Source organism: Aliikangiella coralliicola (genome assembly GCF_007004725.1).
In the GTDB taxonomy this organism is placed as follows: Bacteria; Pseudomonadota; Gammaproteobacteria; order Enterobacterales; family Kangiellaceae; genus Aliikangiella; species Aliikangiella coralliicola.
Genome location: NZ_ML660167.1, coordinates 154,810 through 181,676, shown reverse-complemented (window position 1 = coordinate 181,676; position 26,867 = coordinate 154,810). Strand labels below are relative to the sequence as shown.

Here is a 26,867-nt window from a genome sequence, read left to right as displayed (position 1 = left end):
TGAAATTTTACCACTTAATTTCCTGCTCATCTGGAATCGATGTTACTACCTCTAAGTCATGGTCAACTAACAAGTTTTCAGGGGAGTGAGTGAGGCACTTTAAAAACTTTTCACCTTCTGTCATTTCTCCGGAAAAAACACCAACCCAGGCATTTCGCTGGTTATTTTTGGCAACATACAGACAATAATCAGCAATATTAATCACTTGTTCCCAGGTTAGTGCTTTGTATTGCTTAGGAATAAAAGGAAAAGCGGTAAAGCCTATTGAGGAAGTCATTTTAATGATTTGACCATCACCGATATCAAACTTATGTTGCTCAATTGCCGATCTTATTCTTTCGGCTAATACCACCGCTGAACTTCGTTTGGTAAAACGAGTGATCACTAAAAACTCTTCGCCGCCCCACCGGATTAGAAAGTCTGAATCACGAAATACTTTGGTTAACAAGTTCTTTATTTCGACCAAGACACAATCACCGGCTGCATGGCCATAGGTATCATTCACTTGCTTGAAATGATCAAGATCCAGTAGAAAGAATACATGATCAGACTCTTTTGGCATTTCACTTTTTAGACCGACTTCCCAATTAGCATAATCCCTTAAAGTTTTATTGACGTCTTCTTTAAAATGCAACGCAAGAAAACGGCGGTTCTTAAGACCCGTTAATTGATCGGTTACGCTGACTTCTTGCATAGTTTCATAGGCAATCAGTAAATCTGCGTGAGCCCGTCCGTTATCGATTGCTATTGCCGCATAACTCGCTAAAGTTTGCAGTAAATCCAGGTGTTGGCGACGATAAGCGTGGGTTGCAAAGCTCTGCACACTCAATACGCCGATAACTTGTTCTTGTAATACAATCGGCACATAAAGCAAGGACTTAGGTTGACGAGATTCGCTTCCGTCAAATAAGGTGTGAACCGTTGAGTCACACTCTTCTACATACTGCTGGTATTCGTTTGGATAGTCACCGATCAGAACCGGTTCACAATGATCAACGCACCACACGGCTAACTGGCTTTTATCTTCCATACGACGCGAATAAGGCTTATATCGCTGACCGTTCTGCATCGCTAATCGAAACTCGATTTCTCCCTTCTCGGCGTGATACAAACCAATACCAAACACTTTTGCATCGAGCATTCGATTCATGTTGTTGTATAACGACTCTAACACAGCATCGAGATCAAGCGTCGCTGTAATTTCTCTACCAACAGCATTCAAAGTTGCAAGTTGCTGGGTTCGTTCCTCAACCTGATTGCGCAACAGGCGTTTTTGCATTCGTAATCGCCCTACTCGCCAATGTATCAGTCCCCAGGTAATTAAACTCAATAAAGCAATGTAGCAGAAATAAGCTAAAGGACTTCGATACCAGGGTGGTAAAATTGAAAATCGATAAACTATCGATTCAGCGACAGTGCCATAACGGTTTTTGGCGCGTAAATGTAATTGATAATCACCTTCCCAGAGATTGGAATAATCTTTAAATGCTTCCAGACTCCATGGCGACCACTCTGTATCGGCTCCCTCTAAACGCACCTGGTATTGAGTCAGCCCTACGCTATCAAAACTCAAACCTGCAAACTCAAAACGCAAGCGGTTACTTGTAAAAGGTAAACTTAACCGCGCAGGCGTTCCTGACCCAGCGTATAATATGTTGCCATCACCAGTACTGACTTGCCGGAGCACCACGTGAAAATTGAGTGAATAGTCTTTAGTTGAGGCCGGGTCAAATCGAAACAAGCCTTCGCTACCCGCCAGCCAGAGTATCCCACTCTGCTCGCGATAAATCTCATTCGGTTCTCCAACAAGCATTCCACTTAAAGCCTCCGGTCGCCAAGCATAATTTCCGTCGCTAAGGCGTTCGACTAAACCAGATTCATTCGACCTTGAGTTTAATTTGCCAGTGGTTAGCCATAATCCTCGTTCAGGGTCCGTCTCCAAATCAAACACTGGTCGCCGGCCATCGGAAAATAGTTTTTCAAAACGCACGTCTGGTTTGAATCGGTCTTTAACTGCGTCGAATAAATAAATTCCCTCTGAGGTCAAAACTAACAGCTTTCCTTCAAACTCGGCAAACCCGTTGCCACTCTGGTCGGGTAAGCCTTGTGCAACACCATATCTTTTTATCTCAGGTGTGTTGCCTTCAATCGGTTTTAATCTAATTAAGCCCGTCGCATAAGTGTTAATCCAAATCTCGCCGGAGGAACTTTGCCAGAACTCTCTCACTTCATCTTCGATACCAGGAATTCTGCCTTCATTGATCCAGTTGCCATTTTCATGTCGTAACATCACGACGCCGTTTCGAACGCCAACCAACACGCGTGAATTCGATTTCACATCGCGCAAAAAAGCGAATGCGGTATCAGTCTGGTAAATTAGCTTTGTCGAATTTTCAGTGATTTCAAAAACGCCTAAGTAATTTGCGACTAAAAGTTTCTCGTTGAAGACCAACTGCTCCCAGGTTTGATTCCTCACTCCATTGACTGCTTCAAAACTTGGTACTGGCCCAGGCTTTTGTCGGAAAAGTCCATCGCCAGTCCCTACATGTAAAGCACCTCGATACTGTGTCATCGAAATAACGTCGCCGATAAGCCCTGACTCCTCATTAAAATATGACAGCGAACTATCTACTTCTGCTCGCGCTAATCCTCTGGATAACGTCAACCATAGTCCCTTTTCTTTATCTATCATTAATGCGGTCACAGAGCTATCCAGCAAACCCGTTTTCCGACCGAGCTTGCCAACCCACTTTCCTGCGCTGTTGATTAGATACAGACCTCCCTGAAGGGTTGCTAAAGCCACTCGACCGTCTGGCAACAGCAAAGCGCTATACAACAAGTCTCGTTTAAGCTGAGTGTCTATTTCGGTGGGATAAGATTGCAGGGAATTACCATTGTGCAAAAACAATCCTTTAGTGCGGCTTCCAATCAACAATTCCGAATCAGAGTTTGGTGATTTGATTAGACCATAAACTCGCTCATCAGCAAAAAATTCGCCCGAGGGGAGTAGTTGCAATTGTCCGTCAATTAGCTCTAAAAGACCACGTCCCTGCTCTCGAATGAAAACTCTTTGACCGACTTTAAAACTGAAGTGAAAGTCCTTTTCAGGTGTCCAGGACTCCACCTTGGTGTCACTTACTCTGAAAAGCCTGGAGAAAGTAGAAAAAATAATTCCATCAGGCGTATAAAATGTCTGCCATACGTCCGCAAAAACGCTTTCTTTCCCAGCAAGTCTGTAAACCATGGAAACATATTGCATTTTGCCGTTAGAGTCCGGTGCAAGATAACCAAACTCGCCGACGGCTCCCACGTAGATCCTTCCGGTATGCGGATCTATCGCAAGCGAACGCACCAGCGTGTTATTGCTGACAGGAATGAGGCGCCAGTTTACGCCGTCAAATTCAAGCACTCCGTCACCATTACCGACGTAAATCATACCATCTGGTGTTTGAGCGAGAGCCCAGTTTTGTACATTCGCTTCGTATTCTTTGGGCGAATAAATTCGAGTGACAGGTGCACCGGCTTTAAGCAACTGGCTAATTTGAGTTTGATGTTTGGTTTCGATTTCGGAGGTACTGGCAACAGGAATGTTTATCGCCAATGTAAACATAAGCCAGGCAAAATAATGGCGCGTCGCTTTGTGTGATATCACTACTTTCATATTCTAGTTTTTATAACACTCATTCTAAAAACACAATCCGCTATTTTTAATTCTGCGAGTAATGGAAGTATAGGAATCATTTAATGATTATTCTAGAAAGCCATTAAATAACTAGTGAGAAGTTGAACACAATTCGTTAGATTGTTATTGATGCGCTTTTGTCGAAATGATTTTAGGAAAGAAAACAGGCATAAGCTTTTTTTAAGCTAAACCATCTTATTGTCGACTACTTCTTGCTTTTGTATTGATAAGTAGCGTTTGAGTTTCCAGCAGTGCTAGCGCTAAGGCTGCGGCATTGCGTTGTCGTTGTAATCCCCGGGTTAACTTTTCTTCTAATGCCTGACGGTTAATCGCTCCACCCATGAAATATCTTTGACCGGCGACATATTTTCCACCATGTTTTTGCCACGCGTAAGCAACTTTATTCACATCAGGGTAAGGCAAATTTTCATCCTCATCCAAGTCGACATTTTCATCTTCAGGGTTATCATTTGGTAAGATTGTAATGTCTTCCGGCACTTCAATTGACAGATCATAGCGTACGAGGTCAATTCCAGTGATCATGCTAAAAGCTTCTGCAGCTAAACGGGCAGTTTCTGCATTGCCCATTTTATCAATCAGCCATGGCACCGCGTGAGGATCACCTAGTACACCCGTCGCGCGAATAACTGCCCGAACTTGTTCTGGATCAGCCGCGATTTGCGAGATCCATTTTCTGCCGGTCGCAACGGGTAGCGCTCGAAACGCCGTCTCTATTGCTATAGTTTGCAATGCTCCAGGTTGAACAACATACTCTTGTAATTGTTCAATTTGCGCCGAATCACCTAACATTAACCTCGACCAGTTCAGCCAAAATTTCACTTCAGGCTCGTCATCAGCCTGCGTATCAGATTCCGTATCAGATAATGCCCATTTTAAATCATGTATTTTTAACTCGCCGATTAGTCGTAAAGCTCTCGCTCGAAGTTTCGTATGAGCAAGACAATCTTCTCTCTGCAAAATTTGAGCTAAAATTTCACCAGGATTTTCTCGACGCACGCTACAAGCCGAGATTGCTAAATATTTATGATTAAGATCTTTACTGGTTAAAAATTTTTGGATCCAGCCGTGAACTAAATTACCGGGCAGCCAACCCAATGCGGAAGTGAGCCCTTTAAAAGTTTCGTCATTCACTAAACCGGCAGACACCGCCGTTTTTATTTTTTCAACATCGTGGCTTCTGAAAGCAATAACTGCTGCCGTAAATGCTTCTCCTGCTTGTTCAAATGTGAGCGACTCTTTGCAGAGTTCCCAGGCAAGGTCGATGGAATTCATCAAACCATCTAAGCTGGCGTCAATTCTCAACTCGAGCTCAGCAATATCAGACACAGAATAGTGAGGTTGCTTTACACCGATTGAACGCAACACCCATAAGAAAGAAGCGTCGGTAATATATTGTTCAAATATATCTCGATAAGCACTAACAGGCTGGTTTCCGGTTTTATTCCGAAAAACATTCATAATTTTCATAGTCAGAAACAACTAACCCATGATATTTTTTTTATTGTGGAAAAGGGGATCACCGATACGACATACATTTTTTCCCTCAAACTTCACATCAAACGAATACATCATGTATTCACATTCTCCTTTGATTTTTCCGCTGACGACACCGCCTCCGGCAGTTCCTGCTTCATCGCCAGTACTGGTGGTGTAAATTGCGCCTTTGACCATTGGCATTTTTTTATCGGTTTTAACTGACTTTGGACCTTTTGCAGTATCAGAAGATTTTCCCAGGTTAGGATATGGAATGGGCACGGGTCCGCCGGGTGTCGGCGTTTTGCAAACATCAGGAAAAACAGTGCTCATACCACCACTGCCTTTGTGAGCAATACCTCTTGTATTTGCGAATGTTGTTTGTGCCATTTATGTCTCCATCAGCGCTAATAAACTCAATCGCGCTCAAAATTTTAATCATTTTCGCTAGCGCGATAGTTTTATTTCGACTTCATTAATATTGAGTACTTTTTTGTCACAGGCGAAAGCCGCTTTCCACACCATTGATAATTGTCGCTTATTAGGCTCCAAAATTAAACTTTCCAGGTTCATTTCCGGTAAGTTTTTTTGACCATCAAGCTTTACGATCGAGTGCACTTTGACTTCTGGCAATGAAACCTCGAAGTCACCATCGGGATGCATGTTTCTCACCAGAATCGGCTCACCGCCTTGTAGAAACCCAGGATAAATTAAGTCAGGGTGGGCAGCGTTGAGAAAGCGCCGGTCAAAATCTAACGGTAAATAAGGCGCTCGTTCTTTTTGCCAACGCTCATCATAGGTTCCTGCATATTGCCGACGCGGAAGCCAGTTAGGCGCGCTAAATCCATAACCGGTTGGAGCCGGTTTATCGCTCGGGCTTGCGATCAAGTCGTTGGGATTTTCAATATTAGGGAGCGGCGACCCATTTAATTCACTTCGAGAGCGTTTGCCAATATAACCACGGCCCACAGGATTTCTTTCTTCGGCCAAATATTGATGTTCATCAATATCGTGCCGCCCACCATAAGCTCTCTCATAGATTAGCGGCATCGAAGTAAAAGGTGCCGGCGCTGAGATCCTGCCGCCATGCCAAAACCTGTCACCGAAAATTCTGGCTGATTTACCCACTTTACCAACGGACAAATGGACATCCAGTTGAGAAACTTCTCGTTGGCTTGGTGCACATGCTTCACCTAGCATCACGATATCCGTTGCCAACTTTCCTGTGTGAAAATCGGAACTTAGTTTGATACTCGACTGGCCTGCCTCACCCCAAAATTCATCCTCTTGCTGGGGCGGTGCCTGTTCGTCAGCAAGCGTCCAACCATTACCCGAGATAAAGGTCGCTTTCACTATTGAGTAAAGCGTGTCGACGCCTTGCTCGTTAGGAAAAACAGCAATTTCTGCGGCAAATGGTGTTGAATTTTTTAACTGAAGCATAGATGTGTGTCGCCATTTAAATTCGATCTAGTTAACCTGAACCGAACCTCCCATAATTCGATTAACGCCTGTCGATCGATTTAACAGATACTTACCCCGAATAAGAATTTTACCCGCTTTAGTTAAAGTAATACTAGCTTCACCGCACTTCAAGGTGATTTCTTCTTTGCCTTCTAAAACAACTCGCTCACCATCAATATAGGCGACTTCATCTGGTTCTTTAGCGTTATCAGTTTCGCTGTTTGATTCTTTGCTTTCCAGATCATCATCAAGTTGAGCTGGTCTGTCAGCAGGCTCATCCGCGGGAACAAATTCTACGTTGTTTAAAATATCGAGTAATGGACTGTGAATCAGGCCCATTATAACAGGCTTGGACAAGTCGCCATCTGCAAACAATAAAGCTAATCGGCGGCCTTTATGCTCGTGGGTAACTGCAACGGTTGAAATAGCGGTCAGAGCTGTTTCAGCTGCGCCTGGAAATTTAACTTGCGGTTCACCATTTTCGTTAAAACCCAATAACTCACCAATTACAATCTCACCGGGTGCAATGATTCTCTCTGTTTTGGTGGTTTCATAATCTAAGGAAGAGGTTTGTTCAGGAAAAGATTCTGATTGATTACTCATAACATTAACCAACTTTATGTTATTCAATTACTTACTGTCGCCGACGTTGGCATTAAAAGGCAGCGCTTTAAATTTCTCTGACTGTTTACTTTATCAACAATACTAATTAGAAGAAACCTTGCTGCCTTTGAGAACGATATTACCAGAACCTTTCACATTGATGTTTTTTCCACTAATGGTTATGTCACCATTTTTTTTCATTACAATTTGAGCTGATCCAGTTTTGAGGGTGATTTGATCTTCTGCTTGCATGGTAATCGTCTTCGCCTGAAGACCATATTCTTTGGTGACTGTTTCTGTATATTTACCGTTGACTGATTCTTTCAAGTCCTTTTCGACACTGATAGTCATATTTTTGCCGACACTTTCAGTGTGATTTTCAGCAATGGTAATATCAATATTTTTACCAACGCTTTCACTTTGATTTTCGGCAACATCAATCGTTGCGTTCTTACCTATTTTTTCATTATGATTTTTGCCAACTTCAATGCTTTTGTTTTCACCAATATTCTCTGTCTGATTTTTGCCAACAGTTTTATTTCTGTTGTTGTCAATCTTGGAATTTTCATCATGCTTAACATGTTTAGTGCGATCATTATCAATGGTTAAAGTTTCATTATTTTCAACCATAGTATCCAGATCTTTTTCAGCATGAATATAGATCTGTTCGGCATCTTTTTTATCTTCGAAACGAAGTTCATTATAATTGGATGCACTTCCGCCTTTTGTCGAATGGGTTTTTATACCACTTTGAGTCTTCGAGCTGTATGGCGGTTTATTATTGCCATTGTAAACAGTTCCAGAAACGATTGGTCTGTCGGGATCACCATCTAGAAATGTAACGATAACTTCATGTCCAATTCGTGGAATGAATGAAGCACCCCATCCTTTTCCTGCCCAAGATTGCATGACTCGTAAGAAACAGGAACTATTATCGTCATTCTTGCCTTCCCTGTCCCAGATAAACTGAACTTTGATACGTCCAAATTCATCGATAAAAATTTCTTCTCCGGCAGGTCCCGTGACAATTGCTGATTGCGGTCCTTTCATAACCGGTCGGTGGTGAGTTTGTAAAGGCCTGAAATGCACATCCAGAGGCATACATTTAAAAGTATTAACATACTCCTCTTTGCCACTTTGACCAGTATGATAGCTTGAATCAGTCGCTCGATGATGGACAGCTAATAGCAGGTAACTCCCTTTCTCGCTTTTGGCATCATGCTTATCCAGTTTAAAAAATCCACCGGCATAAAAACTGCTGCAGTTACTTTGGCCTTCTACGGTATTGATTCGTGCTTCTTCAGCATCCATCCTAATTTTAACTAAATCAGAACCACTGCCAAAATCATACAAATCGGAATAGCTGTAGTGCTTAAATTTATCATTATTGGCAAACTTACTTTTCGAGTTTGTCTCGGCAAGCAAACTTTTACTCGGCTCTTTAAAGTTATAATCGTTTAAAGCCCAACCACCTTTTCTAAATTCATAAACATGCCGCCACTTTTGAATTTCTGAATCCGGTGTACTGCCTTTTGAGTAAGTGAGACAGGTTTCTGAGCATTCGGCATAGGCATTAGCCTTATCAACGATAACTAACGTATGCTTGCTCGCCTCGTGGTTGAAAAAGCACGCATAGCCTTCTTCTTCGAGCAATCTAAGAACAAAGTCTAAATCGCTTTCTCCATATTGGACGCAATATTCTCTTGGCTTACCACCTGCAGCTCTAAAATCAAAATCACTAAATCCGAGCTGGTTGAAAACCTGGCTAACGATATCCTTACAATTTTTGTTTTGAAAAATTCGGCGGCTTTCCGTCTTTCCTAAAAACCACAACCAGGGGACCATCGTCAGATAATATTCGCGAAACCCACTTTTCGTTTCACCGAATGAAAACTGATTGACAAAGCCATTAAAGACTCGGCCTTGCTCATTCTGAATTTTGACAGTTATTCGTTTACCGACTAGAGACTCTGGCGTAATTTCCAGATTACTGGAATATGCAGAGAGCTGAAATTGAAAAGAAGATGATATGGTTTCGACACCTTCAAAGGCGGTGAGCAAAAGCTCATCTTTGCCTAAAGGTGTTTCGATCGCTATAAAACGGCCGTCCTGAGTAAAGTCACTCATCTAACTAAACTTCCCTGCCCCGAAAATAAATTGGTAGATATACCCAATTCTTAGGGTACGTGATAGTAGCCCAACAGGATCTGAACAACTCAGATCCTGTTGGGTTTCAAACAAGGACTATAGTGCTTTAGCAGCTTTTAAGTCGTAACCAGAACGCTGCGGGCTACCACTCTTATTGCTATTGTCGTAATCAGTATAGTTGATTTCGCACTTAGAAAAACTAAGTGTAATTGTTTCATGGGGATCTCCGTCACCTTGACAGCTAACTTCATAACCACTCACCAAACAATCACTCAGTGCGTACTGCATAAACTCTTCAACTTTATCCGTACCAGTACGAACAAATTTAATGGTTACTTTTTTTCCGGAAGAACCAGAAACAGATTCTTTAAAAAGAGCTGTAGCAGAATTATCGGATACCCTGGTTAAGCAGACCTCAGTTATATGTGGTTTACCTACCTCGCGGTTAGCCATTTTTCCAGGCTCCATGGTAAGGTTTCGCTGAACACCAAAGCTACAAGATTCAACTTGTAAGTGATTTTCATAACCTTCAGCAGTTACGTTGCCTTTCATACCGTCATATTCAACATATATCGCCATTTCGATTTTCCTTTTCCATTTATTAAAAAAATAACCAATAAAGTGAATTAACATTCACCGTTCAATAATGCTGTAACTATAGGGTAAACACTCACAATAATCAACCCACAGCCAACTCATTTGTTGAGCTATTTCAAACGCTTACGTAATTAATATAACGCTGTGACTTGTTTTATTATTTGAAAATCTTTTGTTTGAATGACCGAAAAAAACCACATATCAGCCGACAAATTCTTCATAGTGTGTCGCGTGTACCCTTTAGTTAAAAAATAACTATTGAAGTTAATTTTATTTAATGTTAACACGAGTCGTAAGTGATGTATTTAATTTGTGAATATTTGACCAATAAACAATTAAAAAAAATCCCGTTTTTGAGATATTTTTAGCAATTTTTTTTATCGAAATTAACCAATTTTTTTGACTGATTGTTACTAATCTGCCGCTATCAAATCCTGTTTCACATTAAAAACGATATTGAAAATCAAACAATACTCTCACGCTATCGGATTCAGGTTGTTCTTGAGTAAAGGAGAAATCTTCAAGAACCGGAAATCCCACCTGTAAGTTACCGCTAAAATCTGCGTGAGAAAATTGCAATCCGAAGCCGACATCGCCCAATTGACCCGTTGTATCTGACTCATCCTCTACTAATGAATATTGTAAACCATAGGAATAATCAATAAATACAAAGGGTCTGACGATGTCCTTAAAGCTGGTGGAGCCGATATTAAAATCAAATAAATCGGGACTTTTGAATATCCAGTCAGCGCCAAGATACAGGGCGTCATCAGCGGTAAATAAACTCGGCGAAAACCCTCTTGTTCTGGTTGGCCCTGCTAATGAAAATCGAGCAAGTGCCGAAAGGTTTGTCCCTGAATATTGAAGGTTACTACGTAAAATTAAGCGTGAATCGATCTCAGTGAACGGAACTTTTACAAAGCTTAGTAAGCTATATTCGCCGAACAAAATTTGATAACTCTCTTTTTGACCGGTGGCAGCCCCCATATCGAACTTTCCACTGATCAGTTTAACGCTCCCTTCATGGAGTCGTTTGTTGACATCATCCAGAATATCGAAATGATAAGTTGCTGAAAGATGAGTTAATTCCTCATCAAGGAAATTTCCGATATCGGGTAAATCACCAATCTGAAGATCAGACTTAATCGTTTCGTACCTGATCTCATAACTGCTGTTTTCTTTTCTGCTGCGTTCAGCAATGTACCGACCAGTGATGCCCGCCACATCAACTTTTCCATTTAAGTTAATGTTGGATGCAACTTGTGATTGATCCACAATAAACTGGTTTTGTGAGAGATCGATGCCAAGACGGAATTTTGAGCTAAACAAATTACTTTCAAAGTTTAACTTTCCAAAGGTGGTATTTTCTGGTGACATCGCCTGCAGCACACTTAGATTGAGAGAGTCAGCAGAACCAAACAGATTGTTGATTTGCCCGTCGACAAAGACACGATACAGCCCGGACTCATCGGTACCATGATTGTCGACTCTGACATTGGCATTGTAGCGATTTTCCTGTTTTACATTGATATTTAACCGTGTATCACCAACTTGTGTTCCCGGCTCAAAATAGCCATCAACATTGATGCCCGGAAAACTATTGATAATAAAAAGGTTTTCCTCAACAGACTTGTTGGTGATGGGTTGAGACATGAGATTGTCAAAAACTGACTGAATGGTATCAACAGCATATAAATCATTACCGTTAACTTTAACTTCTCCTAACATCCCTAACAACAAAGTTAAATTGACGATTCCGTCGCGGACTTCCTGTTTTGGAATATATGCTTTTGCAAGAATAAAACCGCGTTCACGATAAAAACGTGTAATGCTATCAGCCACGCCTTCAATCTGGCCGAGCGTGACACCACGTTTGCCTCGCTGCGCGCGTATCAGCCAGACTAGCTGTTGAACTTCAAGGGGAGTTACATGGCGATCCAGGGTTTCTTCTTCGATCTCAACTAACAAGTCTGAAAGCTCGCCCAACTCCTCAATGGTGTAACCAGATTCCAAGAGCTTGCCCTCGCCCATGAGATCAAAACGAATACTTTCCATTAAGTCGTTTAATGCTTTATGGGTGATCCCTAATTCAGGAAATTCGACCAAGCCTTGAATTCGGAATTCAGAAACCGCAAGCCTTGGACCAGCCGTTGGATCAGGAGATCGATCACGAACACCAGGAATATCCATATCTCTTAACAGCGTTTTTTCTTTTATCTTTCTTAACTCTTCGATTTTCGGCATTTTGACAAATTCTGCCATAACCGATGCACTAAACGCGCTAAAGAGTATCAATACCAGAAAGTTCTTTATTATTGTTTTACTACCAAACTCAACACGCACCTAAATCAACCCTTTAAAATAATAGACAATCAATTTTCAAAATTAGCAACTGGTATTGGTTACTACTTAGCTTTTAGCAATGAAATTTTTATTCTGCCGCTTGTTGCTTTTCTTCTTCTTCGTCATCAGTGTAACGCTGGTCCGCGGGCAACAGAACTGAGATATCGTCATAGTTATAATTTCTCACCTCAGTAAAGATTGCGGGATCAACGTCATCAAGCGATTCAACGTCAATCAGCTGTTGGCCCGACAAACCAGTAATTCCATCGACAACCTGTAACGCAAGATCATCACTAGTTGTAATTCCTCTTGGCTCTCCGCCAAAGTAGAAAATCGAACCCAGGCTGGCAAATAGCGTAAACTGATTATTCACCCTGATGCGAATTGGTCTGCCGAACTCACCAAAACTAATAACACTTTGTACTAGCAGGTTTTCCGCTGTGATATCTGCTTCGCTAAAGCCGAGGCCAGTGGTGAAAATCGAGTCTGACGAATCATTGAGTATCGCAACATCTCCCGCGTAAACCTCATCTTCGATAGAGCCGCCGAAGTTAGCATCAATTGCCCCTTCTCTTACACCGTTGTTCTCTGTGATATCCAGTGTGATATCGCCAGTGTTTCTCAAGATAATATCACCTGAATTTCTTAAATCAGTTACTGTAACAGCCCCAGTGTTATTAATATTGATTGTTCCAGAACTGGTATTGATAGCACTTAACAACTCGGTGGTGGTTCTAATAGCGCCAAACTCATCGATACTAAATCCATCGGCATAGTTAACCGAACCGGCACCTATTCCTGCAGCTGCTCTTAAACTAATTTGCGGTGCAATTAAGTTAGATGATTGATCGACAATCGCGCCTTGACCAGCATCTAACATCATCGAAGTCCCCGCTGTAATGTCTCCAACGCCCATATTGCCATTCGCAGTGACATTAAGCGCACCGCCGATAGTTGAACCGTCAATGTTAATAGCGTCTGTTTCTAACAGATTCGCGTCATTCGCTGCATTTAAGATCACGTTTTCAAAATTGTTGGCGACAGTATCGAGTAATATGCTGCCGTTATTAGATGTCAATCTCGCAATTCCAGCACCGCCGTTTTGCACGTTTAATGGACCCGAGCCAACAATATCGCCATTAGTTGTTTCTACAGTTAAATCTTGCGCAGACAGGCCCGCAATGTTGACATTATTTGCCGCATTTAAACTGACAGTATCGAAGTTATTATTAGCGCCTCCCAGGGAAATACTACCAGCAGTCGCTGTGATGTTAGCCACACCTGTACCGTTGTTTTGAACACTAATATCGCCACTCGTATTAACGTCATTACCTGCAGTTAAAGTCAGGTTTTGCGCCGCCAAACCTGCCACGGTAACATTGCTTCCTGCATTGATGCTGACATCGTCAAAATTATTGCCAGTACCACTCAGTACAACACTTCCGTTAGTTGAAGTAATACTTGCGTCACCAGTGCCGCTATTTTGCACGATGATATTGCCAGATGCGTTGATTTCATTGGCAGCAACCAAAGTCAGATTTTGCGCGTTTAAGCTCGCCAGGGTTACATTGTTGCCTGCGTTGATGCTCACATCGTCAAAATTATTACCAGCGCCGCCAAGGGAAACGCTTCCATTAGTCGAAGTAATGTTTGTATTGCCCGCTCCGTTATTCTGTACGACTATATTGCCAGAGGCGTTAACGTCGCTGCCTGCAACCAAATCCAGATTTTGAGCCGACAAACTAGCCAAAGTCACATTATTGGCGGCATTGATACTGACATCTTCGAACCGATTATCGGCACCGCCAAGTGCTACGCTGCCATTGGTTGAGGTAATTGTCGCATCTCCAGTACCACTGTTTTCTACAACGACATTTCCGGTAGCGTCGATATCGTTACTGGCAACCAGCGTTAAATTTTGTGCTGACAAATTGGCAATGCTCACGCTGTCTCCGGCGTTAATATTAGCGTCATCAAAATTATTGTTTGTGCCGCCAAGTACAATATTACCGGTTGCCGAGGTGATAGTCGCCACGCCTGCTCCGCCATTTTGAACTGCTAAATTACCACTGGCGCTGATGTCGTTATTTGCTGTAAGCGTTAAATTTTGAGCCGATAACTCCGTTATGCTGATCGCATTTGCAGCATCAAAAGTCGCGTTATCAAAGGTACTCGTTGCACCACTTAACACAATACTTCCGCTAGACGATGTTAATCTTGCTAGTCCAGAACCGCTGTTACGAACGTCTAACGCCCCGTTAGCAGAAATGTTGTTAACTGCGTTAACGGTTAAACTTCTCGCCGTCAAACCAGCTAAGCCGACTTCGTTTGCGGCATCAAAGCTAACTGTATCAAACAGGCTAGTGCCCCCGCTGAGGAGAATGCTACCACCGCTAGAAGTTAAGGTTGCAACACCGTTTCCACCATTTTGAACGCTGAGTACACCGTTTCCATTGATATCCCCACCAGCGTCAATATCGAGGTTAAGCGCCGAAAGCCCTGCTAAATTCACGTCAGTAGCGGCATTAAGAGCAACAGTATCAAAACTGTTTGTCGCGCCGTTAAGAGAAATGCTACCGTTATTTGATGTGATAGATGCCATCGCTCCACCACTATTTTGAACGACAAGATTGCCCGAAGAGGTAACATCTCCACCAGCCGTAAGCGTTAAGTCTTGTGCAGATAAACTAGCCACACTGACACCGTTTGAGGCTGTTAAGGTCAGTGAGTCGAAATTGTTCGCTGCTCCGTTGAGTAAAACGCTACCATTAGCTGAATCAATTGACGCGATACCTGCACCGCTATTTTGTACATTCAGCTCACCAGAAACAGTTACATCGCCAGCAGAATCAATATCTAAATTTTGTGCCGTTAATCCAGCGAGGCTCACCTCATTCGCTGCGCTCAAATTCACTGTGTCGAATAAGCTAGTTGGTCCACTCAGCAAAATATTGCCACTAGTGGATGTTAACGTGGTAACACCGGCTCCGCCGTTACGGACATCAATTACGCCATTTCCGCTAATATCCGCAGCTGCCGTCGCGTTCAAATTTAACGCAGACAAGTCAGCTAACGAAATGTTATTGGCCGCATTTAAGGTGAGGCTGTCAAAACTATTAGTAGCACCGTTAAGAAGGATGCTGCCATTAGTTGAAGTTAACGTCGCAATACCGGCACCTGCGTTTTGGACTGTTATCGGGCCAGTTGAATTGATATCGCCTTGTGAAGACAGTGTCAGGTTTTGTGCAGACACATTCGCTAAATTTGTGGTTACCTGGTTAGTCAGGTTAATGTCATTCGCCGCGACCAAAGAAAGTAAGCCTGACAATTCATTTTGAGCCGACAAATCGATATCACCGGCTGAAGTTAAATTAAGCTCTCCGCTTGATATGAGGTTTGCATTGCTGTTTATTGATCCCGCAGATGTTGTAATGTCAATATTACCTGAGGTATTAGTGATTTCGGCTATTGTTAGCCCGTCCTGCTCAGTCAGGAAAATAGCGCCTGTATGGTTGAGAACTCGAAGTTCATTGATATTAGTTGCAAGCGTATTTGTCGCACTACCGGCCTGAGACACTGCATCTAAGGTAAGCCCATTTGCTGTGACCACGCCCGACGCTTGAGTAAGCTGATCGGCAGTTATTGAGAGCACACCATTAACATTGATGTTATCAAGAATTTGAACATCGCCGCCATTTTGGGCGACTATATTGATATTGCCTTTAATACCTGAATCATAGTTAATATCTACCGAACCGGAATCTGCGCCAAACACTGTCCCGCCAATATGAATATTATCAGAAGCACCTGAGTTATTAATCGTGAGACTGGTAGTTTGAATGTTATCGTTAACGGTAGCGACCTGGTTAAAATTGAGATCAAAACTTGCTGCATTTGAATTGCTCGCATAACTTAGTTGATCGTAACCTCCAGTGTTAGGATTATAGGTTTCGTCATACGCGTTAGCGGTACCAATAACCGTTATTTCATCGGTTCCCGAACCACCTTCAAAATTGATTAATCCAGACTGCGTGCGTCCGCTTAAATCAACTGTTAGCCGGTCATTGCCTCCACCGCCGGTGACAATTCCCGATACAGAACCGTTTCCGCTCAAATTAAATATATCCACACCGCTGCCACCGTTTAAGGTGACAAAGCCAGTAAAAATCAGCGAATCTCCAAAATCAGATACTGTGCCGCTGTTTTGACCGGTGATATCCCATGTGGTGGTCGTGCCGTCTCGTGCATTAAGTACGCCGTTAACTGCAGAAACAGCTTCTATTCCTGTCGCCGTGACTCCGCTAATTGAAATGGCATCGCCAAGGGTTAAGGTAAATCCATCAATGGTTGAGCCTAATGAGTCAACGTCAGAGTTATCAGGATCTTCTCCGCCATTCACATTCAGGCTGGTGACCACACCAACCACAAAGTTATCGCTGCCGGCTTCACCATTCAGCGTGACATTAGTGACATTGCCGGTAACATTAAAACTATCATCACCATCGCCGCCGCCGATTACGCCGCCGACAAGATCATTTTGTAAATTAAAAGTATCATTTCCGTCACCACCATCAATCGTCGTAATTACAGCGTTTCCTGTTAAAGTCACAATATCATTACCATCGCCGGCGTTTAGATCGTCAACCGTTCCTAGTAACGTAAAATTATCATTTCCGTCACCGCCATTTAAGGTCGTCACACTTGCACCTGAATTGACAGTAAATCGGTCGATTGAGTTTCCACCGGTCAAAGTTGCAAAGCTGGTAAAGTTTGTTGTTGTGGCACCATCGGTGACATTACCACCATTAACTGACGTCACTGTCCAGGTATTTTCTGCCGATGCACTATCACCAATTAATTCATTGTTAGCGTTACTGTCCCCGGTAATATTTTCGACCTGATAGACATTCAAGTTTGCGTTTCGAGTGTTACCAAGTTCAACCGTTCTATCGCCGGAATTGAGTGCAAATACCAGACTATCAATACCTCCCATTCCGTTGATTAAAGAAGAAATCGCTGAAGTCACTGCTGTAAAAGTAAAAACGTCAGCTGCGTCAGTTCCGGTCAGGTCAGTGAAATTAATGAAGCGGACGTTGTTAACACCGTCAATTAATGTACCGGTATCGCTTCCATCAATGGTCCAGTTATGGGTCGCTGTAGCTTGGTCTAAATCACCGATTAGCTCATTTCGTGTTGCACTAACGTTGGCAGTAATCGTTTCAATTTGATAAACATTGGTGTTGCCATTGCGTCGATTACCTAGCTCAACGACGCGATCACCTGCAGCGGTTATGGTTAGAGTGTCGTTACCCACCCCACCATTAATGACTCCAGCAAAGTCCGCAGCCAAGGTAAAATTATCGGTACTGGAACCGCCAGTTGCATTATCAATATTGGTAAATGCAGTTGTGGTCGTTCCATCGTTAACATTCCCGGCACGCGCTCCAGAAAGCAGCCAAGTATTGATTGCCGCAATACTGTCTCCAATTAACTCGTTAATGACCGCTGCATTCGCATTAACGGTTTCCATTTGGTAAACATTGGTATTAGCTGTGACTTGATCACCCAGCTCGATAATTCGGTCGCCTGCTGCAGTGATAGTTAACGAATCAGTGCCTGCACCGCCATCGATTAAACCGGCGAAGTTAGCTGACATGGTAAAGTTATCAACGCTAGCCCCACCGGTCACATTATCAATACTGGTAAATGTCGTGGTAGTAGAACCATCATTTACATCACCATTACGCACCCCATTCAAATTCCAGGTATTAGTCGCCGCATTACCATCGCTCACTAGTTCATTAGTAACGGCCGCGTTCGCATCAAGCGTTTCAATTTGATAGACATTTGTATTCGCTGTGACTTGATCACCCAGTTCGAAAATTCGATCACCAGCGGCTGTGACAGTTAATGAATCAGCGCCCGCACCACCATCAATTAACCCGGCAAACGCCGCTGCCATGGTAAAGTTATCGACACTCACACCACCAGTGACATTATCGATATTCGTGAAAGCAGTTGTTGTAGAGCCATCATTCACATCCCCCGCTCGCACGCCACTTAAATTCCAGGTGTTGGTTGCCGCATTGCCATCACCAACCAGTTCATTGGTGGTTGCCGCATTAGCTGCCACGGTTTCGATTTGATAAACATTGGTATTCGCTGTCACTTGATCGCCTAACTCGATAATCCGATCGCCTGCTGCTGTAATGGTTAAGGAATCTGTTCCGGCGCCGCCGTCAATTAGCCCCGCAAAGGCGGCAGACATGGTGAAATTATCAACATTTAAACCACCGGTCACATTGTCAATATCAGTAAATGTGGTGGCTGTTGTTCCATCGTTAACCGAACCATCTCTCACACCAGATAAAGTCCAGGTATTGGTCGCCGCAGTGCTATCGGCTACCAGCTCATTGGTGACTGCCGCATTCGCCGCGATACTTTCGATTTGATAGACATTGGTATTGGTTGTGACTTGATCGCCCAGCTCAATAATTCGATCACCGGCTGCGGTAATGGTCAAAGAGTCGGTACCGGAACCGCCATCAATTAAACCCGCGAAATTTCCTGACAGAGTAAAGTTATCGACAGTCGAACCGCCAGTGACATTATCAATATTGGTAAAGGCCGTTGTGGTTGTTCCATCGTTAACATTCCCGGCTCGCGCTCCAGAAAGCAGCCAGGTATTGATTGCCGCAATACTGTCTCCAATTAATTCATTAATGACCGCCGCATTCGCATTGACGGTTTCCATTTGGTAGACATTGGTATTGGCTGTGACTTGATCGCCCAGCTCGATAATTCGATCGCCGGCTGCGGTAATGGTTAACGAATCGGTGCCTGCTCCGCCATCGATTAAACCGGCGAAATTTGCTGCCATGGTGAAGTTATCAACGCTAGCCCCACCGGTCACATTATCAATACTGGTAAATGTCGTGGTAGTAGAGCCATCATTCACATCACCGTTACGCACCCCGTTCAAATTCCAGGTATTAGTCGCCGCATTACCATCGCTCACTAATTCATTAGTAACGGCCGCGTTCGCATCAAGCGTTTCAATTTGATAGACATTGGTATTGGCTGTCACTTGATCACCCAGCTCGATAACTCGATCACCCGCAGCAGTGATGGTCAAGGAATCAGTTCCAGCACCGCCGTCGATTAAACCAGCGAAGTTTGCTGTCATGGTGAAGTTATCGACACTCACCCCACCAGTGACATTATCGATATTCGTGAAAACCGTCGTCGTTGTACCGTCATTCACATTACCATTTCTCACACCACTTAAATTCCAGGTGTTGGTAGCCGCATTGCCATCACCAACCAGCTCATTGGTCGTTGCCGCATTAGCTGCCACGGTTTCGATTTGATAAACATTGGTATTCGCTGTGACTTGATCACCTAGCTCTATAATTCGATCACCTGCCGCGGTGATAGTCAGAGAATCACTCCCCGCTCCACCGTCAATCAACCCGGCGAAATCACCGGCCAAAGTAAAGTTATCGGTATTCAGATTACCGGTCACATTATCAATATTGGTAAACGCCGTTGTGGTTGTTCCGTCGTTGACACTACCTGCGCGTGCCGCTGAAAGTAGCCAGGTATTAATCGCTGCGATACCGTCTCCAATCAATTCGTTAATAACGGCGGCATTCGCGTTAACCGTTTCTATTTGGTAGACATTGGTATTCGTTGTGACCTGATCACCCAACTCAATAATTCGATCACCAGCTGCGGTGATGGTCAGAGAATCAGCGCCAGCACTACCATCAATTAAACCAGCAAAGTTTCCTGACAAAGTAAAATTATCGACAGTTGAACCGCCGGTTGCATTATCGATATTGGTAAATGTTGTCGTGGTGGAACCATCGTCCACGTTGCCATTTCTTGCACCTGATAATGTCCAAGTATTGGTTGCTGCGGTGCTGTCTGCCACTAACTCGTTGCTAACTGCTGCATTCCCATTAACCGTTTCCATTTGGTAAACATTGGTATTGGCTGTGACTTGATCACCCAACTCGATAATTCGGTCGCCGGCTGCGGTAATGGTTAATGAATCAGTACCCGCACCACCATCAATTAACCCGGCAAAGGCTGCAGCCATGGTAAAGTTATCAATAGTCGCCCCACCAGTCACATTATCGATATTAGTAAATGTTGTGGTAGTAGCACCATCATTCACATCACCGTTACGCACACCATTTAAATTCCAGGTGTTGGTTACCGCGTTACCATCTCCAACTAACTCATTGGTGGTTGCGGCATTAGCGGCAACTGTTTCAATTTGATAAACATTAGTGTTCGCTGTGACTTGATCACCCAGTTCGAAAATTCGATCACCAGCGGCTGTGACAGTTAATGAATCAATGCCCGCACCGCCATCGATTAACCCGGCGAAAGCAGCCGCCATGGTAAAGTTATCAATACTTGCACCACCGGTTACGTTATCGATATTAGAAAATGTTGTCGTGGTTGTGCCATCGTTCACATCTCCAGCTCGTACACCACTCAAATTCCAGGTATTGGTTGCCGCATTACCATCGCCAACTAATTCATTGGTAGTCGCCGCGTTAGCTGCCACGGTTTCAATTTGATAGACATTGGTATTGCCGGTAACTTGGTCGCCTAACTCGATAATTCGATCACCAGCTGCTGTGACAGTCAGAGAATCACTTCCTGCACCACCGTCAATCAACCCGTCGAAATCACCTGCCAGGGTAAAGTTATCGGTATTCAGATTACCAGTCACATTATCAATATTGGTAAACGCAGTTGTAGTTGTTCCGTCGTTGACACTACCTGCGCGTGCTGCGGAAAGTAGCCAGGTGTTAATCGCCGCAATACCATCTCCGATCAATTCGTTAATAACGGCGGCATTCGCATTAACCGTTTCTATTTGGTAGACATTGGTATTCGTTGTAACCTGATCACCCAACTCAATAATTCGATTACCTGCTGCGGTGATGGTTAATGAATCAGCGCCAGCACTACCATCAATTAAACCGGCGAAGTTTCCTGACAGCGTAAAATTATCGACAGTCGAACCACCAGTTGCATTATCAATGTTGGTAAATGTTGTCGTGGTGGAACCATCGTCCACGTTGCCATTTCTTGCACCTGATAATGTCCAGGTATTGGTTGCTGCGGTGCTGTCTGCCACTAATTCATTGTTAACCGCTGCATTCGCATTCACAGTTTCCATTTGGTAGACATTGGTGTTCGTTGTCACTTGATCACCCAACTCGATAATCCGGTCGCCGGCTGCAGTGATGGTTAATGAATCAGTACCCGCACCACCATCAATTAACCCGGCAAAGGCTGCAGCCATAGTAAAGTTATCAATAGTCGCCCCACCGGTCACATTATCGATATTGGTAAATGTTGTGGTAGTAGAACCATCATTCACATCACCGTTACGCACACCATTTAAATTCCAGGTGTTGGTTGCTGCATTGCCATCACCAACTAATTCATTGGTGGTTGCGGCATTAGCGGCAACTGTTTCGATCTGGTAAACATTAGTATTGCCGGTAACTTGGTCGCCTAACTCGATAATACGATCACCCGCTGCAGTGATGGTGAGAGAGTCAGTTCCCGCACCGCCATCGATTAAACCGGCAAAGGCAGCCGCCATGGTAAAGTTATCGACACTGGCACCACCTGTTACATTATCGATATTAGAAAATGTCGTCGTGGTTGTGCCATCGTTTACATCACCGGCTCGCACCCCATTCAAATTCCAGGTATTGGTTGCTGCATTACCATCACTGATTAGTTCATTGGTAGTTGCTGCATTGGCCGTTACTGTTTCAACTTGATAAATATTAATGTTGGCATTTGATTGATTGCCTAACTGAATAATTTGATCACCAGCTGCCGTTATGGTCAACGTATCCGTACCGGCACCACCATCCATTAATCCGGCGAAAATACCAGAGAGATTAAAATCGTCAGTATTTGAACCACCCATTAATGTATTAATGTTCGAAAATGTCGTGGTCGCTGCACCAGGCGTTGTCGTGTACAACAAGCTACCCGCACCAGCTCCACTAACGTTCCAGGTATTTGCTACATTAGCGCCAATAAGGGTGTTGACACCACCACCGCCATTGATGTCTCCCGCCCAATGTCCTGAACTTGTAATCGTGAAATTATCTGTCGAATTACCACCAATTAAATTGAGAAAATTTAAAAAGTTTGTAGTAACTCCACCCACAGTTACCGAGCCATCATTAATGCCATCAGAACCGCTAATCGATTGAATGCTCCAATCATTTTGCAGCCCGTCAATCCCTTGTAAAGTTCCAGTAATGCTACCAATTATCTGGTCGAAATTTTGATAGTCGGCGAGCATAATAATAGCTGCGCCCAAGCCGGATAAATCAATCGAATCAATGCCCACCAAACTTCCTGTGCGAGTCTCGATAGAAGTGAAATCTGTATCATTCGCTGGTGTGTCAGTATCAGTCACATTACCGTCGATAGTTGTCGTCATGACCCAAGTACTATTGCCATTGGTAATCGACAAACTATCGGTCCCTTGATTACCGTTAACGTTGTCAACAAGACCAACAGTATCAAGAGTGATATTGTCATCACCACTATTACCATTAATGGTGGAAACTCCTGAAGTACTGACAAAGAAATCGTCTCCACCCGTACCAGCTGTTATTACAGAGAAATTTGAAAAAGTGGTTTGTGTGGTGGAATCGTCAACGGTATTACCAGCACCTGCTATATTCCAGGTGTTGCCACCGACAACATTAGCGCCAACTAGAACGTTGGTCCCTGAACCTTGTGCAGTTAAAGTTTCAACTCGGTCAACATCAGTACCAAGAGTTATGGTAAAACCTGAATTAGTGGTAACGGTAACAGTGTCAGAACCTGCGCCGCCATCAATTAATCCAGTGACAGAACTGTTATCAACAATCGTTATCAGATCATTATTGGCACCGGTATCGAGTGAGCCGGCAGTTCCACTTATGTTAATCGTATCTACATCGGTACCGCCTGTAATTGCACCTGAAACTGAGCCGCCACTGTTGACAGTTACAGAATTAGTCCCATTTCCAACATCGATAGAACCGGCACTTCCACTACCTGAATCGGCAAGAACAATGGTGTCATCGCCTGTGCCTGTGGTTATTGCTCCTGTAACGATTCCGCCGTTATTAACTGTTACAGAGTTAGTACCATTGCCCGCGTTTATTGAACCAACACTACCAGCAACCGTAATTGTATCTAGTGTTCCATCTCCAGCTGTAATCGCATTTGTTACTGTTCCGCCGGTGTTGACTGTGATGATATTTGTCCCATCACCCGCACTAATAGAATCAACGATGCCAGTTCCGACATCAGCCAAAATAATTGTGTCATCACCGGTACCAGTTGTAATAGCACCGGAAACACTACCGCCATTATTGACTGTTATTGAATTAGTACCATTGCCGGCATTTATTGAACCAACGCTACCAGCAACCGTAATAGTATCTAGTGTACCGTCTCCAGATGTGATTGCATTCGTCACCGTCCCACCAGTATTGATAGTGATGATATTCGTCCCATCACCCGCGCTAATAGAACCGACCGAACCAGTTCCAACATCAGCTAATATAACGGTGTCATTACCAGTCCCCGTTGTTATTGCGCCAGAAACACTGCCGCCATTGTTGACTGTAATATTATTTGTTCCATCACCAGCATCAATACTCACTATTGAGCCTGTCACCGTATAACCATCGTTACCAGAATTTCCTGTTAAATTTTCTATCTGGTTAAAACGAATCAACTCATCGGCTATATTGTTGCTATCTAAAGTTCCAGTATTCGTTCCATCAACTATCCAGGTATTATTCAGAACACCGCCAGTTACTAAGGTATCATTTCCCCCTAACCCATTTAACGTTGCGGAAGCTGCAAGAAATGAAGCGCCATTATTAATATTAAAAGTGTTATCAGAGTTGTCACCATTAAAAACTATTGCTCCATCAGAACCTGAGTTTCCATTTCCACCGACAACTCCAGCTTGGGTTGTAATATTTGCCCCAACCGTTAAATTATTAGCAACAGTTAAGGTGATATCGCCACCGCTACCAGAATTTGCATTATTATCTTCAGCAGCTCCACCATTCGACTCAATACTGGCATTGAGATTAATATCATTGCCTGCGTTCAGGTTAATGGTTCCGCCATCTCCTGCATTTTCGTCCCCGCCAGTAGTTCCGCCGTTTGCAATTCCTCCATTTGCAGTTAATCCTTCGTTAATTAATATATCGTTCCCCGCCGTGATACTTATCGTTCCAGCATCTCCACCATCGTCATTGTCTCCTTCTCTGTCGCCACCATTGGCTGAAATTAATACATCTAAAGTAGCATGAGTATTAACAGTCACGTCTCCATTGGTTGCGGTTAAAGTAATGTTCCCACCATCACCTCCATCGCCTGAGCCTGAACGTCCAACGGCCAATAGTTGATCATTAACAACAATATTTCCGTAGTCATTGGTGACACTAATTGAGCCAGCATCTCTCACGTTGTCACCAGACGTATTTAAGATTTGCAGTGAAATATCACCCACCGAAGAACCACCAGAAAAAGACCCTGTCTGAATGATAATATCGCCACTATTACTTCTGATGCTTGAGCCTGTTCCCATGGTAAATTGGGCGTCTCCTGCATCACGATAAATACTCGTGGCAAGTTCATGGTTAATCGTTGCGACAAAATCAATGTAACCTAAGTCAATTGTTACGTTATCGTTAATAATGATCGAACGTCCTGCATCTAATGTGAGGGTCGCAACTCCAGCGGGGGTGTAAAAGGCGGTCACATCAGCAGCAAATGTGATATCAGTATTCGCTCTTAGTCTTACATCTGAGGTTGTCAACCAACTTGCAAGATCGCCGTTATTCAGCGTTGTATCGATACCTGAAATATCTGCAAATTGATTGTAATCGTTAGTACCATGAGATGATGAATCGGTACTGATAATAATATTCTTTGGGTCTAACAATAGAAGCCCATTCTCACCATTCGCAGCGGTTGTGTCTACAAAACCGTCGAAGATCATTCCTTCTTTCCCGGAAACTTCGACTAACCCGCCATCACCAGTTTCACTACCACCTCGCGCAAAAATATTACCGTAAAATTGAGTGCTTTCATCGGCCCAAACAATTACCTTACCGCCATCACCGTTATTAATCGCGTCGGCATAGATAAAAGAATTGTCACTCACATAGGTGCGATTCGCGTTTGGTATATAAGGGTTTTCTCCCTGATAATCTCCGCCTATAAGAACCTCGCCGCCGCCATTTGAACCTGACACGTCGATCACTGAATTATCGAATAAACCGACATTATCGCCAAGCACTTCAACTGAGCCTCCCAGACCTTGGCTTTCCGAACGCGCAGAAGTTAAACTATCACCAACTAACAATGCGGTGTCTTGTGCATTAAGCTCGATGTGACCGCCATTGCCATTAGCAGCATTTGCGAGTAGCTCGCCGCTACTTGTGACATTATCCCCTTCGAGAACAATACTACCTGCGCTCTGACCGTTAACCGAAGTCGATGTGTCGATACTGCCACTATTAAGGACATCGGCAGCGCCAACTACTTGATTGACACGGAGTTGCCTATCACTCCTAATCTCAGCATATAACTCTTCTCCGCCTAAGGTAAAACTACCATCTTCATGTAAAACAACATTAGTGGCGTGTTCTATGCCTGAATTTACAGCCTGAGAAAATACATTTTGACTAGCGCTTGCTGTTAGTAATACTCGACCGCTTTCCGCGCGAATATCTCCACTATTGATAACTGCGTGGTCAACGCCTAACTCATCTTGTAAAATTTCTTTGCTAACTCTTACTCCCAACAACCCAGCTTGATCAAAAGTTAGTACTGCTTCCTTTCCTGCAGCTAAAGAAACACTGCCCAAGTTGGCCACAATCATACCGTTGTTTTCTACCTGGCGACCGATTAGCGCAACGTTTCCACCGACGGCGGCATTAATCATTCCACTATTAATTACCGCACCTTCAGTACCTAAAACTTCGCTAAAAATATAATTTCCATTCATAAAATCTTCAGGCTTTATATCTAAGCCAGATGCGATAATTCCACCGACATTAACGACCGAAGTAGAAGTAAAAAATACTCCATTGGGATTTGCCAAAATAACTTGGCCATTAGCGTCTATACGTCCGGCAATAACCGAGCCGTTATTACTAAGAATACGATTAAGAGAAATTGAAGAAGAGTTGGGCTGAATGTATTGGACTAATTCGTCAGAAGCAACATTAAAAGTTTGCCAGTCAATCGCCATATTCTGAGTAGTCTGGTTGATGGTTGTTGTATTACCAGACTGATTGATAGTTCCTGTACCGCCGACAACTTCACCTCCGGTCGGCCCTCCAGCATATACACCGGGTACTATCAAAAGAGGTGAAACAGTTAAGGCGCATACCAGTAAGTGGCCACGAAATCCGTTCTTTTTCAATGTTTTTAATTGTTGTTTTTTCATTCTGTTTTTCCTGAC

The 26,867-nt window shown here is 43.5% G+C and carries 9 protein-coding genes; all 9 read right to left on the bottom strand.

Features of this window, described 5'->3' with window-relative positions; translation table 11 throughout:
* Window positions 1-7 precede the first annotated feature (7 nt).
* The 9 genes from FLL46_RS18410 to FLL46_RS18370 all read right to left on the bottom strand — a co-directional run bounded on the left by FLL46_RS18410 (window position 8) and on the right by FLL46_RS18370 (window position 26,852).
* A complete protein-coding gene (locus tag FLL46_RS18410) occupies window positions 8-3,661 on the bottom strand; it encodes a diguanylate cyclase (protein WP_142932815.1) in 3,654 nt (1,217 codons plus the stop codon).
* 216 nt (window positions 3,662-3,877) lie between these two features.
* Window positions 3,878-5,161: a TIGR02270 family protein gene (locus tag FLL46_RS18405; protein ID WP_142932814.1), complete on the bottom strand. Its 1,284-nt coding sequence runs from the start codon at window positions 5,159-5,161 to the stop codon at window positions 3,878-3,880.
* A 21-nt stretch (window positions 5,162-5,182) separates the two neighbouring features.
* Entirely contained in the window at window positions 5,183-5,566 is a 384-nt protein-coding gene (locus FLL46_RS18400) for a DUF4150 domain-containing protein (protein ID WP_142932813.1), read from the bottom strand.
* 57 nt (window positions 5,567-5,623) lie between these two features.
* On the bottom strand, window positions 5,624-6,616 hold the full coding sequence (locus tag FLL46_RS18395) for a DUF2169 family type VI secretion system accessory protein (RefSeq protein ID WP_142932812.1): 993 nt from the start codon (window positions 6,614-6,616) through the stop codon (window positions 5,624-5,626).
* Between the two features lie 27 nt (window positions 6,617-6,643).
* Complete coding sequence (locus tag FLL46_RS27435) at window positions 6,644-7,240, bottom strand: DUF6484 domain-containing protein (RefSeq protein WP_210418749.1); 597 nt, start codon at window positions 7,238-7,240, stop codon at window positions 6,644-6,646.
* A gap of 102 nt (window positions 7,241-7,342) precedes the next feature.
* On the bottom strand, window positions 7,343-9,367 hold the full coding sequence (locus FLL46_RS18385; RefSeq protein ID WP_142932811.1) for a type VI secretion system Vgr family protein: 2,025 nt from the start codon (window positions 9,365-9,367) through the stop codon (window positions 7,343-7,345).
* A gap of 117 nt (window positions 9,368-9,484) precedes the next feature.
* On the bottom strand, window positions 9,485-9,967 hold the full coding sequence (locus FLL46_RS18380) for an Hcp family type VI secretion system effector (RefSeq protein WP_142932810.1): 483 nt from the start codon (window positions 9,965-9,967) through the stop codon (window positions 9,485-9,487).
* Between the two features lie 462 nt (window positions 9,968-10,429).
* A complete protein-coding gene (locus FLL46_RS18375; protein WP_142932809.1) occupies window positions 10,430-12,328 on the bottom strand; it encodes a ShlB/FhaC/HecB family hemolysin secretion/activation protein in 1,899 nt (632 codons plus the stop codon).
* Between the two features lie 88 nt (window positions 12,329-12,416).
* Window positions 12,417-26,852 (bottom strand): beta strand repeat-containing protein, encoded by a 14,436-nt coding sequence (locus FLL46_RS18370; RefSeq protein WP_142932808.1) that lies wholly within the window; start codon window positions 26,850-26,852, stop codon window positions 12,417-12,419.
* Window positions 26,853-26,867: the final 15 nt, after the last annotated feature.